The following is a 14,381-nucleotide window of genomic DNA, read 5'->3' on the forward strand; positions in this document are numbered from 1 at the left end:
TCTACTGAATTAGTCCTATTTGATTCTTTGTCTCCCTATTGTGAAGCATCGGTTAAAGTGTTTTTATCACTACAAAAAACATCTTGTATAATAAAAACTTATCATTACCAAAAAGACGAAGTATCTTTAATAATACATTTAATCCAATAAAGACGATTAACATGCGGCTAAACCTCCCCAGAAAAGGTCGGTTAGCCACCAACCATTAGCATCGAAAAATTATAATTAAACCAATATGAAAGCAAAGATAGGAGATGTCTATACTATCTATAATAATCGTTTAAGGCTTTATACAGCCTGTCAGATTACAAACGTAATAGAGGATAAGGGCGACGCAATTTGTCTTTACCTGGATTGGACTGGAGAATCGCCTCTTCATCTAGTACAGATGGAAAATCTCCAACCTCTTTATATGGATTTCATGTATTGGGAGAGGCAATTATGTATAGCCAATGTCGATATAGATGTTCCAGCTTATTTTATATTTGTAGGTAATATTCCTCCTCTTACAAACGAGGAAAACTCATATTTTGGTACAGGGAATTATGGGTATGATGTATATAGGCAAATTAAATGGCAACAGATTCCTGAAGAAAGGAGAAAAGCGTTTAAGATTGCAATGAAAAGTGAGGAAACAGTATGGCTTAATGGAACTGAATATAAAATAAGTTCGCACTATGTAGATGACGCCCATTGCCCGTTTTCCAAAGCAGATGAATTAAAAGTATTCCCATGTCTTTCTACGCTGGTTCTTAAAGAATATCATCAGGGGCTCATTGAATATTTGGATAATACACCGTTTATTACAGAACTGACATATAAGGGTAAAGGACAAAGAAGTCTTGATTTTCGTGGTACAAGCCTACGAAAACTTCTCATAGATTTGACTGAAATTGATGAACTATGGTTGAATGATGAAATGGAACAGTTATATCTTTTGAATGATAAAATTAGTCCATGTGTCATTCATGCAAGAGATAACGGGGCTAACCTTCTCTTACAATACCGTAAAATATTTCACCCCTATCCTGAACTTTCCAATCTCAACAGTCTTCATGGCATAGAAATTAATGAAGTGGATATGAACGATATATTCTCCGTTTACCCTAATCTGAAAGAACTCTGGTTATGGGGAAAACCCGGGTATATCAGAAACTTCTCGGTACTCGAAAGTTTTAGGAACATTGAAGTTTTCGCAACGAGGAATCTTTTTGGCTTCAGTTCAGAGGATATTCCTGTGCCAGAACGGATGGAACATCTAAACTGGCTTTGGATGACAAGTTTGCCAGAAGATGCGGCAAAATGTATAAAAAAATTATACAAGAAGCGAAAAAACGAAGGAATGAATCTTTCCGTCACGCAGGCAAGAAAACCAGAGTGGATAAAAGAAAATATGGATAATCCATTCAGAGATTGGGATGACAGTGATTATATCTCACCCTCCTCCGCCAAAAAGGCCATTATCCAGTACAGGAAGACACGAAACGAGTTACTCGCCCTGAATGTTCAAAATGATCCGGAGGCGCAGACTAAAGCAATTGCTGCGGTAGAGGAATATACAAAGACATTTAATCGAATGAGATGTATCGAAACTGATGAACGGGATCTGGTATACGAGGTATTGTGTTCAATAATTGACTACATGAATAATCCAATAATTGATAAGGCAAGATTGCTGGATAGATTCGAAGAACTACGGGATTTCTGAGAAACAAGTATAAAAACCGTAAATAAAAAACGATGCTAACAAGCTGCAACCCGACTGAACAAAGGCGGAACGCTGCCGGACATTATCTGCCCAATAATATGAACTAAAAAAAGTGATATGGAAACTAAAGCGGAAGTCCTAAAATACATGTTTACAAGAATACAAGAGATGCTTCCTGTAAATGTGGTCAAAGCAAAAAAGAATAAAGACTACTTTACTTACATAGTGGAAAACGATTGTAGTATTGAGTTTTACTTTCAAACAACCCAAGGTGGATATGCCGGTAAAAACACTTTTTGTATGGGTGTATCAGCTAAAATAAAGAATCCATATTTATGTAGTCTTGTATTAGAACCATTAAATAAAAAAGACGCTGGTGGTAACATCATAGTTTGCTTTGATAATAATATTGATTGGTTTAAGCAGCATCTAATGGATATGGATTATTTTTTCGGGAATAAGAGTGACAAGACTCCTAACGTTGAGAGATTCTTAAACGATTTGAAAAAGGATTTTTTTCCGTATATCATACCTTTTGTCAAACAATATACAAAAATTATATATTTTTACTCAAATTCGGGTCATATTCAACATATATATGCAGATAAACAGTTTAGCTTAGGAGTAATCTGTTCTCTCTTGTGCAACCATGAAGAGTTCATTGAAGAAACTTTGGTTCCATTAGCCAAAGCAAGTGAAGGAGGTTGGATATTTAGAGAATTTTTTAAGTGCACAAACTACGTTACCGATATAGTTGAGCCGATTAAGAAATATGTCGCAGAGAATAATATCCATTTTGAACAATGAGAAGAATAGAATGGGCAGATAAAAGCGGATTAATTGCTCTCGAAATGGTCGGTTATCCACCAAACATTATCCGTCAAAATAAAAAATAAAATGGAACTTGAATTTAACAATAAATCAGAATCAATTACAGCTAAGGATATAGCTGATGTTGAGCGGAAAAACAAATTTATTTTCCCGCAGGAAATCAAATCGTTCCTTCTTGCCAATAACGGAGGTCAACCCAATAAAACGATATACACTCAAAATAGTCAGGATTATGTGGTGGATTTCTTTCTGCCCATAAAGTCCACAGAATTTGAAGACTTGACGTATTCGGCGACAATAACTGATTTGAGTGATATAATCCCGAATACTGTAATACCATTTGCTATAGATCCATTCGGCAATTATTTCGTTTTTGACAAAGCTGAAGGTAAAATCTATTTCTTGGAAATGGAAGAAGTAGCTCTTTCCTTATTGGCGAGTGATTTTGAATCGTTTATTTCATCATTAAAAAAGGAATGAGACGGATAACAAGCGGATCAATCTCATTTAATGATGATTATCCACCAGACATTAACAACTCACATCTATTATAAGACAATACGCAATGAAAATATATGAAATAAGAAGTATATTAAGAAAGCGAGAAACTATTATAATGTTTAAAGGTAAAGGCAACAATGACCGGCTTCTCGACTTTTTCATTCTAAATCAAGGAGATGGTCGATTCTTGCAGTATACCAGATTAAGGGGTATAGCCCAGTGTGATATGAAAGAAAATGATTTGGAAAGATGTGACTTTTTACATTCATTTTTGCCTTGTCCCATATTTTCGCAACGTTTTGTTGAAAAGATGTCCTCTATCTTGAAGGATGTAGTCACGTTTTATCCGATAGATATATATTGCGGTGACAAATCAAAAATGTTCTTTATAGCTAAAATAAATAACTATATTGATCTAATTAATCATGAAAAATCAGAAGCTCTAAAATTAGAAAATCGTAACGACTTATTTATGATTCCTATTGTAGCCAATGAAAATTTAGGCAATTTTCTTATAGCACGAGATACTAAAGAAGTGGTATTTTGGGGGATTAGTGAAGAGTTGAAGGATATAATTATTAGAGAAAAGTTTAAGATGAAAATATGTGAGATGCAACAATAACAAGCGAATCAATCTCCCATGAGGCTGATTATATGTCTGACATTAGGCTCAAAAACAAATGGAAGAAAAAAACTATATCTCAAACTTTGATTGCTCGCTTTGGCGAATTGATGATTGGGGACTATATGCAACTAAATCCCCCATCTGTATCAATTCTTTGGGCTGCGATCTTAATGCGTGGTTTGATGTGGATGGCGAGAGTTTTCCTACCGACAAACAGCTTGCTGCATGGATGGGATTTTGCAATATTAATCCGAATGAAATGAAAGAAATGATGATTGACGGTCTTACAAAGTTAGCAAATAAAATGGATGTCCTGCCAAATGATGTAGAGCCAGAATTTGGTCCGATATTTAGACCTATGGTTATTTCGAGAAATGCCAAACGCTCTATTGAAGCTGTAAGACATAGTAGAAAGACATTAGGTAAAGTGGCAAAATCCACCTTAAAATGCAGTTCGGTTGTTGTACCGTTACAAGATAAAGCTCCAGTTAGATTTATTGTAATGAACTTTCAAATTGGTCGTCGCCCTTATGAAATGGAAGCTGTTTTTTGTAATGAAAGGATGCTTATGGTCGGTGAAAACTCTGGCATTTGGACTCGCCTTGAATGGATAAATGAGTTTAATATTCCAATGTTTAATATTGGAACGGCATTACATCCATATTGGCGACCTGAATAATATGCGAATAACAAGCGGCTTAACCTCCCTAAAAGGTCGATTATCCGCCGGACATTATACCGAATCATGTAAAAAAATAAGAATGTATTGGTCTGTCAAACAAACGAAAATAACGGTTCTGCTTCTGCTGTTTTGCAGTGTGCTTTGCACCCATGCGCAAGTGAGTAGCTTGAGTAAGTCTGACAGCGGTTTCATTTCTTACAGACTGGAAGGAGAACCGGCGCACCGCCTGTTTCTGCATAAAGACACGCTGCGAGTGGAAGTCAAGGGAATAGGGCTGTTCCCGCATTACACGCTTTCGTATGTGATTGCACAAGATGGCTGTTTACAACGTGTAGGCACACCAAATGCCAGACAGACAGTAAAAAAAGGCATAGACATGGACTTGTCAATATCTGCTTCGCTGGATGGAAAATGCCTGAGGCATATTTCAGACAATGAGATACGCATATCGGGGAACAATCGCCCGTATTTCAGAGAACAAGCAGTGAAAAATGTATTACACGGAATGGATTTGTTGTGGATTTATGACGGTGCGTTTGTACGGGACACCATAGAACTTGGGAGGTTGTATAAAACAATCAAGGACAACTTGCAAAATGTACGGATAAAAAAACTGGATGGCAAACAGGCATACTGCCGATATGGCATGGCTGGAATCAACGGAGCTATCATTATTGAAGCCAAGGCTGTCAAAAGAAAGACAAAGCATTGAAGATTAAAATAGGAAAATGAAGAAATCTATCATAACACTGTTTTTAGCGGCTGTATCCGCTGTGAGTTGCGAGCCGCCCATGCCACCGAGCGACGAGGAAATGATACGCCACTTCGCCACGCACGAGGCGGCGTTCCGTAAGGTGTACGAAATCATGGCAGAGAGTTCAGAAGGCAGTTTCCACTACCCGCCGCTTTCTCCGGAAGAGGTCATTATACTTGATTCAACAGAGCAAAGCGATACATTCCATGAATCAAATGACGAACAAGACCTCCCGGTATATGGGCTGCTGAAGCCGGAGCGAATCCTACTCGACTCCTTGTTGTCAGAGATTGGATGCGGTCTTGTCCTTGTTGACCGCAGGGAATGGGAAACGGCGGATTCGGTATATGTGAGCCTCGTTATGCCGTACTATTCCCACGGCATCGTGGATGCGGGAACGTCCAAGAGTTTCGTTTATGATCCTGGATTGAGAAGCCGCCGGAACATCCGTATCACCGAACACGGCGACCTGAACGAGATCTACCGCAGGACGTACAACGACACCACGCTGTACAAGCCCATCAAGGGAAACTGGTACATCGAGTTAGACCATTCGATATAACGGCCCGGAGTTCGTATCGAAGTTATGTATCACTTTTGCGAAAGAAAATACATCATAAAGCAGATAATGGCTATCGCAAGGAAAAATAACAGAACCGCAAGGAGTTCGTTAAACCTGCACTTGGCATAGTGAGACATCACTGCTTTGCCTCGCCATTTGTAAATCCTGCTGACGAGCGACATAACGGCAAATGTGACAATGCTAAAAACGACACATGGCAACAATGCCGACACACCTGGAAAAAGCCGGATAGTAACAGTCATCATAGGGAATATCAAAAGAGCGAAGATATAAATCGAGAGCATCATTTCGCCATCGACCCTGCCTGTTCGTCTTGCTTGTTTCAATTTCTCCCCCATCCACCAGAGGTAGTCCCAGAGATAGAACCGTTGTCTGCCGTTATTCTTCATGCCGTTATTTATTTCATCAATGAAACGATTGTGATAATCATAGCCACAAAAAACATTACTGGCAGGAAGAAAAGGAGAAAACCTGTTGCAGGCTTGAATCTTCTATCAGCATAGTGGCTCATGACGGCTTTGCGCCTGCGGACTCCGTAAAGCTTTTCACCCCATATCACATACACCAGTACAAGGACTAAATAGACACCCCACATACATTGCTGAAACGTATGGTAAACCCTCGCAAACGCAAGCAACGACATGACCGGAACAAACAACAAAAAATTGAAATACATAAACTGCATACTCTCTCCAGTGATGCGAAGGTGGTATTCGTGCAACCGCTCTCCGACCCACCAGAGGTAATCCCAGAGATAAAACCGTTGCTTATTCTCCTGCCGTTTCATCATGCCCAATGTATAAATCCGAGGTGGAACATCAGCGCTACATTTGCCACGATCAGGGCGATAGCGATAAGAACTATTTTGGCGAGCTTCCTGCCGGGATGTTTCATCTTCCCGTAATGTTCACGGAGCGCTTCACGTCGTCCGGCTGTATAGCGTAGCTTGCAGAATAAATCGGGAAGAAAGCAGAGAGGAATCACTATGGCCAAACCAATCATCCAGCCGAAAAGGCGCAATATCGGTGGAAACCCAAGCGGTATGAGTAGGACGAAGAGCCAGCACCAAAACAGTAGCATACGTCCGTTGAGATTGGTACGCTCCCTTTCGTGCCATATCTCGGCTACATACCACATATAGTCGATGAAGCAGATCCGGTATTTGCGATTGTCCTTTTCCATACCGTTATCTCCATACAAAGAAACCAACCAATATAAGTATAATCAGAACGCTGACCAACACAATCTGAACCCTGCGGCGTGTTTCAGGCTTGCAATCGTCAAATAACCACAGTTTGCTGTTAAACTGCCAATGACACGCCCATTTCCAACGGAACAGCAACCCTGCAAGCCATAGGGCAAGCAGCCCAACACCAAACAGCAACCCGTATTTCGGGTGAGCCTGCAACCACTCGAAAAACGCTTCCGCCTTGCTGTTCATTGCTTCGTATATATCGGTAACTGTCATACTTATAATTAAAAGGATTCCGAACACAAAAATAATGTTTTCCGTTCACATAATCACTACTTTATGCTCCAAAACACCAGCTGTGCGGTTATAAAACCAGGAAACAGCCCCCGTTAAGGTAACGGAGGGTGTTTGCGGGGTGTTTGTGTTCATTTAGTTCTGTTCCGGCAGGAGCTTGCAAAGCACCGGGTCGTTCTTGATACGTTCCAGTTCCTCGGCGACGATGCGGCCGGCCTCCGCCTTGATACGTTCGTAGTTTTCCTGCACGACCTGTTTCATGTGATCCGTCCCGTTCTCGTCCGTGAAGTCGGTAATTTGTGGTATCTTCTTGTACCGGGCCGTTTCCGCTTTCACTTTTTCGTTGTCCACGACAATCTCGCAGTGAAAAATCTTCTGTTCGATACGTTCGTCGAAATTGTCCGCCACGGCCCCGACGAACATTCCCTGCGTGAGCGTCGAGATCTTCGAGGCCGGGATCAGGCTGTCCAGCTGCGTGGATATGGATGTCGATTTGTCGCTGCGGCTCAACGTCATGCTCTGCCGCTTCTGCAATACCTTACCGAACCGTTCCGAGAGTGTCTTGGCCGTTTCACCTACGACCTGCCCGGAGAAGATGTTGCCCACCGTGTTCATCACGACGGCGGCCTCCTTGTCCCCGTAGTCCCTCTTCAACTGTGAAAAATCCTGGAAGCACAGCAGCACGGCGACCTTGTTGCTTCTGGCCGTGGCGATCAGGTTGTCGAGTCCCTTGAAGTAGATTGTCGGCAGCTCGTCGATGATGATGCCCGATTTGAGCTGGCCTTTCTTATTTATGAGCTTGACAATCCGGGAATTATACAATCCCAAAGCCGCTCCGTAAATGTTTTGCCTGTCGGGATTGTTCCCCACGCAGAGTATCTTGGGATCGTCCGGGTTATTGATGTCGAGCGTGAAGTCATCGCCCGACATGACCCAATATAGCTGGGGCGAAATCATGCGGGAAAGCGGAATTTTGGCCGATGCTATCTGGCCCTGGAGCTGATCTTGAGCGCCTCCGAGCCAGGCATCCATAAAGGGGCTGAGGTAGTTTTCGAGTTCCGGGTAGGATGTCAGAATCGGGAAAATATCCTCGTACCGCTTGTTCAGGAACTCGATGGCGTGCGGGAAGGTACAATACCGCCCGTTGTCGTAGATGCGCAGGAACCAGATCACGGCCGCGAAAAGGATAATGGGGCTTTCCACAAAAAAATCGCCCTGCTTCTGCACCCAGCTTCGGTTCAGGTTGAGCATGATGGTATAGGCGCTCTCGTAGGCGTCCGAAATATCGGTCATGAAGTCCGGGTGAATGGGGTTACAGCGGTGCGAGCGGCGCGGGTCGTCGAAATTTATGACGTAGAAAGTCGGGATTTTCTTGTAACCTTTCTGGTGATTCAGCAGGTGGTTGTAGGCGATTTCCGAAAGATCGGGAAACTTGTAGTCATAGATGTATTGGGTATAGCCCTTTTCGATTTGCTGTTTAATAAACTGGTTTACAACACAATAACTCTTCCCGCTGCCCGGGCTTCCCATGCAGATGCAAGCCCTTTGCGGGTTTACGACGTTGGCGAACCCGTTGTTCCACTGTTTGTTATAGTAAAATTTCGTCGGCAGATTTATGGAGTACTCGTTCTCGATCAGGCGTGTTTCCTGCTGGAATGATTCGTTCTCGTTGTTGAAAGGGTCATCCATGAGATTGTTCTTCAGCAGGCGGGACATCCACACGCCGCCCATCAAGAGGCAGATATACCCGGCCGATAGGGTCAGTATGTAGAAAGCCGCGTTCGCCGTTGCCGTCAGCGGCAAGTCCAGCAGCCACCAGTTGAAGAAGAACAGCACGCCTCCCGTGGCCAGCGATGCCGTGATTTTCCGCCAGGTAATTTTCTCCTCTTTTACTCCTTTTGTCCCGAGGCATGAAAGGGCGAGGAACACGACGGCGAAAAGTTTCGTCCATAGTATATTCCGGAACAGCCCCGCGGTGCGGTCGAAGTTCAGCAGAATCCTATCGACCACGCCGATATTGATTCCCCATTCCCGTATCTGCCCGTAGCAGAACCAGTAGATGTTGATAACCACGAACAAGATACTCAATGCCCGCATGAAATCCATTGTTTTTGCAAGACCCCGAAGGTCGTCTTCCTGTTGCATAACCGTAAGATTTAATAAATGAATGATAATTGAGATGTTATACTTTCCTCCGTCGTGAGGTATTCCGCTTCCGTTGCCCGTCCCGTCCGGCAGGCGCTTGTTTCGGGGACAAGCCCCTCGTGTTTTCCCCGGGATTCCGTTTTCCGCCGAAGCGCAGCTCGAAGGCGTTGGCCGAGTATGCCTTTCCCAGCCGTGATCCGTTCACGACCGTCCGTGTTTCGTGGTCAATGAAGGTCACACCCACGATGCGGCCGTTTTCGTTGCGTCGTATGTAGAGATCCACCCGGGCTCCCCGCAGGCGTTCGCGCAGTTCTTCCTCCGTGGGTTCTCCCCGAAGCGCTTTATCGACCCGGCCACGGATTTGCCTCCTCGTGTCGTCCTTCCCGAACCGTTCGGCGTTGCGCTCCATGTGCCGTTCCAGCCCGTCATACCCGACCTCTTTACCGAACAGTGAGGATTTGAGCGGCGCGGCCACTGCCTTGTCCCCGTTCTCGTCCAGCAGCGTGTAGAGCAATCCCCGGTAGGGGGTTCCGTTCCGCTCTCCCCGGACTTCCTCTATACCTATATTATATAAGGACAACAATGCCCGGAACTCGCCGAGGGTCTGGAAGCGGTATGTCGCCACGGCCGGTTTTATTACCGCTGCCACCTGGCGTTTCAGGTCGCCCCGCGTGTAATCGGCGGGGACGATCCCTTGCCCTTTCTCCCGCTTTCTCCCTTTGGCGGGATGCAGTCCGTACTCCCGTTCCAGTTCCTCGGTAACGGCCACGCTGCGTTCGTTGCGCCTGCTGTCGTTTATCTTGCGCCCGTCCTGGGCCACCTGCACCGACACGATATGGATATGCTCCCGTCCGATGTCGGTATGCTTGAATACGATATAAGGTTGTCCTCCCCAGCCCATGCGCTCCATGTAGGCCCCGGCTATCTCCGCGAGTTGCCCGTCGTCGAGGCGGTCTTCGGGAGCCGGGTTGAGCGACACGTGCACGACGGGTTTTTCCGTCCGGTAGTGCGAGGGCATCCAGCGCAGGAGGTCTTCTGCCGTCGCGGCCACGTTGAAGCGCCCATCCACCGGCTCCCTCACGATGTGGGTCAGCAGTACCTTCCCGTCGCCCCGATCGACTTTCTCCTGGTTGTACGCCAGCGCGCCGTACACGTCTTTTCCGGTGGTGATATTGGCTACCATCGTTGTTTGAACTCTTCGGAGAGCGACACGACCTGCTGCCCGACGGCCGCCAGTTCACGTGTCGCTCTCTCCAGTTTATAGAGCAGCGCGAGTGTTTTCTTCTCGGAAAAATGCGCGTGCAGCTCCTTCACCACCTGGTTGTAATTCGTTCCCACGGCACGGAATTGGGCGTGGAAAGCGGTCAGCTTCGCCACGTATTCGAGCGTTCCCCGGTCGGTCTTTACCACCCGGAACGCCTCGTTGAACACTCTCGCTTTGATAAAAGCGGCTTTGGACAATAGCCCGGACTGCTCGTAAAGGTCGAGGAAACGGGCATGTTCCACGGCTGAAAAGTTTACCGAAAAGCGGTAAACGGCCGGGTCGTTTTTCGCGGGTCGTCCCCCTTTGCCCCCTCGGGGCTTTCTGTTCTTTTCCATCGCATCGAAATTTTAAGGAGAGGCCAGGGCCCCACCGGTTCCTGAAAATTCCGATCCCTTCGCGGCTTGCCGCCCTTCTGAAAAGCACCGACTCCGGAGGTGCTTTCTCCCCCTTGCGGGCAAGCTGTTTTCTGCTGCAAAACGAGAATCGTGCAGCAGAAAACACAGCTTGCTATTTGCCCTTTGCAAATACCTTCTGCCCGCTCGCAGACAGAACATTGAAAGAGCCGCCGTAAAACGGGGCAAGGACGGCTTCATTAGCGTCGGGATCGTTCACGAGGCAAAGATACCGACCTATTCAATCACTTGTGCCATAAGCGATTACGCCACTTGCGTCCACTTTGACGCCACACGCGGCCATAGCGGAAAAAGAGCATACAACCCGTGTTTTTAAGGGTTTATTTTGCACGTGAGAACGGATACGGGCAATGACACATCCCCCTGTCCGCACACGTGCGGACGGATGCAGAAAACACCGTGTGCAGAAGAAAAAGCGGGGCTTTGTCCGGATAAGCAAATGCGGTTGCGCATGAGTATAAAATCGGACACGCGCCCATGCACCGGCATACCGGCGTAACAGCCTGCCAGCGCACCAGCATATATGCGTGCCGGCATACCTGCATAAAATCTCATGCCGTCACTTGCCCGGATACGTGAAGAGATGAACGATTACCCGATTGTATAACTAAAAACGCATGGAACAATGAAAGAGAAAACGAAATTCGTGGCCTTCTCCACCCAGAAAGGCGGAGCGGGCAAAACCACCCTCACGGTGCTGGCAGCCTCTTACCTGCACTATGTAAAGGGTTTCAATGTCGCGGTCATTGACTGCGATTATCCCCAACACTCCATCGTGGAGATGCGGGAACGTGACCTGAAGCTTGCCCTCGAAGACGAACATTACAAGAGGTTAGCTTACGAACAATTCACCCGGCTTCAAAAGAAAGCCTATCCTGTCGTGGAAAGCAACACGAAAGAGGCGTTGGCCGATGCCGACTACCTCCTGCCGCAAGGTGATTTCGATTATGTGTTCTTCGACCTTCCCGGTACGATCAATAACGAGGATCTGATTCATTCCCTGGCCGGAATGGATTATCTCGTCGCCCCGATCAGTGCCGACCGGGTTGTCATGGAAAGCACCCTGAATTACGCGGTTGTGGTAAAGGAGCATATCATGGGCCGCGAGAAGTCCCGGATGAAAGGGCTGTATATGCTATGGAACATGGTGGACGGACGTGAAAAGACAGAGTTATATCAGGTTTACGAGGCGGTAATGAAAGAGTTGGCTCTTCCTGTCCTGAAGACCTTCTTGCCTGACACCAAGCGTTTTCGTCGTGAGCAGAACGCCAGCCGTCGCTCTGTCTTCCGCTCCACGCTCTTCCCGGCAGACCGTTCTTTGATCCGGGGCAGCAACCTGGATAAACTCGTGGATGAATTGATCGAACTGTTAAAGTAGGATCTTATGAGCGGAAAAGAACATGACGACGGTTTGGACGCTTCCTTCATCATCAGCCAGGCCAAAAGCCGAAACCGGCCATTGCATCCTTACACGCCGGAAAAAGAGGAGGAGGCATCGGCTCTATCGGAACCGTCCGGCGAGGCCGCCTCCTCGCCGGCTACGAAAGAGGAGGGACGCCGCCGAAGAGGGAAAGGCCAGGATTACGAGCGTCTTTTTATCCGGAACGCCTCCTCCAATACCCGAAGCGGCAAAACGGTGTATATCCGCAAGGAGTTTCACGAGCGTATAACCCGGATAGTGCAGGTTATCGGTAAGAACGAACTCTCGCTGTATAGCTACCTGGACAATGTGCTGGAGCAGCATTTCGCGACCTATCAGGAGGAAATTTCGGAACTCTACAAGAAACGGAACTCCGATATTTTTTAGTTATGAACCCAATATTTTTTACAATCCATTAAAAACAATCCATCATGTCAGACAAAGCAATTATTTTATCTGTTATCCTGGCGGCCGTCCTTTGCGTCGCCGTGCCCTTCATCTTCCGCGTGTGCCGCTACCGGCGCAGGATGAAAACCCTTATCGTCCCCGACGGCCCTTCGGGGGAGGTCGCCGTGGGGACTGTCCCCACCCCCGAGGCCGAGTACCTGGCCCGTTACATCTGCCTGCTGCGGCTGCCTTTCGCCGGTAACAAGCACGTGAAGATACGTCCGTCGTACCACGAGCGTATCCGCGAGATCACCCGTGTCATCGGTCGTGGCGACGTGACGATCACGGCCTACGTGGACAAGGTTCTCAAGGCGCACCTGGACGATAACCGGGAAACCATCGAGCGGCTTTTCGAGGAGCGTGAGGCCGTGGCCTCCCTGCAACCCAAAGCGGAGGAGCGATGAACGGGGCGTTGTGGCTGCTGCCCCTCTTTGCCGTGGGGTATGCCTTGTGGGCGTTTTTCCGCCTGCGGCGGATGGAACGTAACGAACCGGCAGACGGGATCGTTTCCGAAGACACGCCCTGCCGGCAGGAGATCATCGGCAGGAGCCGCTTTGTCCTCGACTTGCGCCACTCCCGGCCACAAGCTGCCGTAGAATCTGAAACTGAAAAAGTTACGGAAAAAGCCGATATATTTGTGCCCACGAATGTACCCGAACACCCCCGGCAGATTCCGCCGGAAGACCTGGATGAAGTGTTCGGTGTCGCTCCCGAGGGGGAGCCTAACGAACCTCTGGAAATCGACTTTCCGCTGTACGATGAATCTTTCCCGGATGCGGACGCGGAGGAGCCGGATTATGACGAGGATGAAGACGACACCGAAGAGCTGCCCCTTTTGGGCCGCTCGCTTGCCCAGGGGGTTAGTTTTGAACAGATGGGCGAAGCCTACCGCCACGTGGTACACGATCCACCTTCAACAGACGAGCAAAGGGAGGAAACGGGACGTGTCCTCCTGGGCCTGAAACAGACCGACATGTTCGAGGTCATCGTTTCGGGCCGCCCCGACGGGAACGACAGGGTAAAATCCCTGATCGACACCTACCTCTCGGCTTTTCACCGGCGTATGTCCGAGAGGTCTGCGGAAAGCCCATCTCCGCAGGGTTCGGTTCCCACGGGTTTCGACGTCCGTGAGTTTGTTTAACCCCATAATGACATCACGATGAAAGAAAAAGACTACGGGTAGCGCGTGAGGCTATCCTCGAACCACTGAAAAAAAACGAATCAAGAAGTTTAACCCGGTGCGGGGCCTATCCATCCCCGCGCCACAATTCAAACATTATCGAGTTATGAGAAAGAACAAGATTCTTCTTCCGGCGGCATTTCTCTTTGCCGCCATCTCCTCCGCTTTCGCGCAGGGCAACGGCATCGCCGGCATTACGGAGGCTACCAACATGGTAACCAGCTACTTCGACCCCGGCACGAAACTCGTGTACGCTGTGGGGGCTGTGGTCGGCCTTATCGGGGGCATCAAGGTCTATAACAAGTTTGTGCGACGTGAAGTTGCGTAAGTGATTGTGTAACA

At 47.2% G+C, this 14,381-nt stretch carries 19 protein-coding genes and 1 pseudogene; 12 read left to right on the forward strand and 8 right to left on the reverse strand.

The genetic code is table 11. The features are described 5' to 3' along the window. Positions 1-235: 235 nt before the first annotated feature. The 7 genes from DXA54_RS26825 to DXA54_RS26855 all read left to right on the forward strand — a co-directional run bounded on the left by DXA54_RS26825 (position 236) and on the right by DXA54_RS26855 (position 5,663). A complete protein-coding gene (locus DXA54_RS26825) occupies positions 236-1,708 on the forward strand; it encodes a hypothetical protein (protein WP_007662661.1) in 1,473 nt (490 codons plus the stop codon). Positions 1,709-1,825: 117 nt separating this feature from the next. Further along, positions 1,826-2,515, forward strand: coding sequence for a hypothetical protein (locus tag DXA54_RS26830; protein WP_117543697.1), 690 nt, complete (start codon positions 1,826-1,828; stop codon positions 2,513-2,515). A gap of 90 nt (positions 2,516-2,605) precedes the next feature. Beyond that, on the forward strand, positions 2,606-3,019 hold the full coding sequence (locus DXA54_RS26835; RefSeq protein ID WP_005842523.1) for an SMI1/KNR4 family protein: 414 nt from the start codon (positions 2,606-2,608) through the stop codon (positions 3,017-3,019). An 85-nt stretch (positions 3,020-3,104) separates the two neighbouring features. Next, the gene (locus DXA54_RS26840; RefSeq protein ID WP_009123656.1) at positions 3,105-3,662 is read left to right on the forward strand and encodes a hypothetical protein; all 558 of its coding nucleotides are present in this window, start codon (positions 3,105-3,107) and stop codon (positions 3,660-3,662) included. Between the two features lie 58 nt (positions 3,663-3,720). Continuing rightward, positions 3,721-4,344, forward strand: coding sequence for a hypothetical protein (locus tag DXA54_RS26845; RefSeq protein WP_117543699.1), 624 nt, complete (start codon positions 3,721-3,723; stop codon positions 4,342-4,344). Positions 4,345-4,426: 82 nt separating this feature from the next. After that, positions 4,427-5,059 (forward strand): hypothetical protein, encoded by a 633-nt coding sequence (locus DXA54_RS26850; protein ID WP_117543701.1) that lies wholly within the window; start codon positions 4,427-4,429, stop codon positions 5,057-5,059. Positions 5,060-5,075: 16 nt separating this feature from the next. After that, entirely contained in the window at positions 5,076-5,663 is a 588-nt protein-coding gene (locus DXA54_RS26855; RefSeq protein WP_118033015.1) for a DUF4948 family protein, read from the forward strand. 29 nt (positions 5,664-5,692) lie between these two features. Here the strand turns inward: DXA54_RS26855 and DXA54_RS26860 are convergent, their stop codons facing one another. The 8 genes from DXA54_RS26860 to DXA54_RS26895 form a co-directional block, all read right to left on the reverse strand. Then, entirely contained in the window at positions 5,693-6,073 is a 381-nt protein-coding gene (locus DXA54_RS26860; RefSeq protein ID WP_117543705.1) for a hypothetical protein, read from the reverse strand. Between the two features lie 8 nt (positions 6,074-6,081). Next, positions 6,082-6,474: a hypothetical protein gene (locus DXA54_RS26865; protein ID WP_118226740.1), complete on the reverse strand. Its 393-nt coding sequence runs from the start codon at positions 6,472-6,474 to the stop codon at positions 6,082-6,084. Then, a complete protein-coding gene (locus DXA54_RS26870; RefSeq protein ID WP_004295258.1) occupies positions 6,471-6,866 on the reverse strand; it encodes a hypothetical protein in 396 nt (131 codons plus the stop codon). The genes DXA54_RS26865 and DXA54_RS26870 overlap by 4 nt, the downstream gene beginning before the upstream one ends. Before the next feature lie 4 nt (positions 6,867-6,870). Then, complete coding sequence (locus DXA54_RS26875; RefSeq protein WP_004295465.1) at positions 6,871-7,152, reverse strand: Imm17 family immunity protein; 282 nt, start codon at positions 7,150-7,152, stop codon at positions 6,871-6,873. A gap of 153 nt (positions 7,153-7,305) precedes the next feature. Further along, positions 7,306-9,315 (reverse strand): conjugal transfer protein MobC, encoded by a 2,010-nt coding sequence (gene mobC / locus DXA54_RS26880; RefSeq protein ID WP_007662663.1) that lies wholly within the window; start codon positions 9,313-9,315, stop codon positions 7,306-7,308. Between the two features lie 37 nt (positions 9,316-9,352). Further along, positions 9,353-10,498 carry a conjugal transfer protein MobB gene (gene mobB, locus DXA54_RS26885; protein ID WP_120081117.1) on the reverse strand — a complete coding sequence of 382 codons (1,146 nt, stop codon included), beginning with the start codon at positions 10,496-10,498 and terminating at the stop codon, positions 9,353-9,355. Further along, positions 10,492-10,914, reverse strand: a complete 423-nt coding sequence (gene mobA, locus DXA54_RS26890; protein WP_004295462.1) for a conjugal transfer protein MobA — start codon at positions 10,912-10,914, stop codon at positions 10,492-10,494. The genes mobB and mobA overlap by 7 nt, the downstream gene beginning before the upstream one ends. 390 nt (positions 10,915-11,304) lie before the next feature. Further along, entirely contained in the window at positions 11,305-11,547 is a 243-nt protein-coding gene (locus tag DXA54_RS26895) for a hypothetical protein (RefSeq protein WP_009123641.1), read from the reverse strand. Positions 11,548-11,617: 70 nt separating this feature from the next. Here DXA54_RS26895 and DXA54_RS26900 point away from each other — a divergent pair, with 70 nt between their 5' ends. From DXA54_RS26900 to DXA54_RS26920, 5 genes and pseudogenes are all read left to right on the forward strand, one after another. Beyond that, positions 11,618-12,370: a ParA family protein gene (locus tag DXA54_RS26900; RefSeq protein WP_009123640.1), complete on the forward strand. Its 753-nt coding sequence runs from the start codon at positions 11,618-11,620 to the stop codon at positions 12,368-12,370. A gap of 6 nt (positions 12,371-12,376) precedes the next feature. After that, the gene (locus tag DXA54_RS26905; protein WP_009123639.1) at positions 12,377-12,799 is read left to right on the forward strand and encodes a DUF3408 domain-containing protein; all 423 of its coding nucleotides are present in this window, start codon (positions 12,377-12,379) and stop codon (positions 12,797-12,799) included. A 44-nt stretch (positions 12,800-12,843) separates the two neighbouring features. After that, positions 12,844-13,263, forward strand: coding sequence for a DUF3408 domain-containing protein (locus DXA54_RS26910; protein ID WP_004303802.1), 420 nt, complete (start codon positions 12,844-12,846; stop codon positions 13,261-13,263). After that, positions 13,260-14,000 (forward strand): hypothetical protein, encoded by a 741-nt coding sequence (locus tag DXA54_RS26915; protein WP_070782548.1) that lies wholly within the window; start codon positions 13,260-13,262, stop codon positions 13,998-14,000. Before DXA54_RS26910 ends, DXA54_RS26915 begins: the two co-directional genes overlap by 4 nt. Before the next feature lie 145 nt (positions 14,001-14,145). Further along, positions 14,146-14,346, forward strand: a pseudogene (locus tag DXA54_RS26920) (DUF4134 family protein); the annotation flags it as partial. Positions 14,347-14,381 lie beyond the last annotated feature (35 nt).

It is taken from the genome of Bacteroides sp. OF03-11BH (genome assembly GCF_003604005.1).
GTDB classification, from domain to species: domain Bacteria; phylum Bacteroidota; class Bacteroidia; order Bacteroidales; family Bacteroidaceae; genus Bacteroides; species Bacteroides ovatus.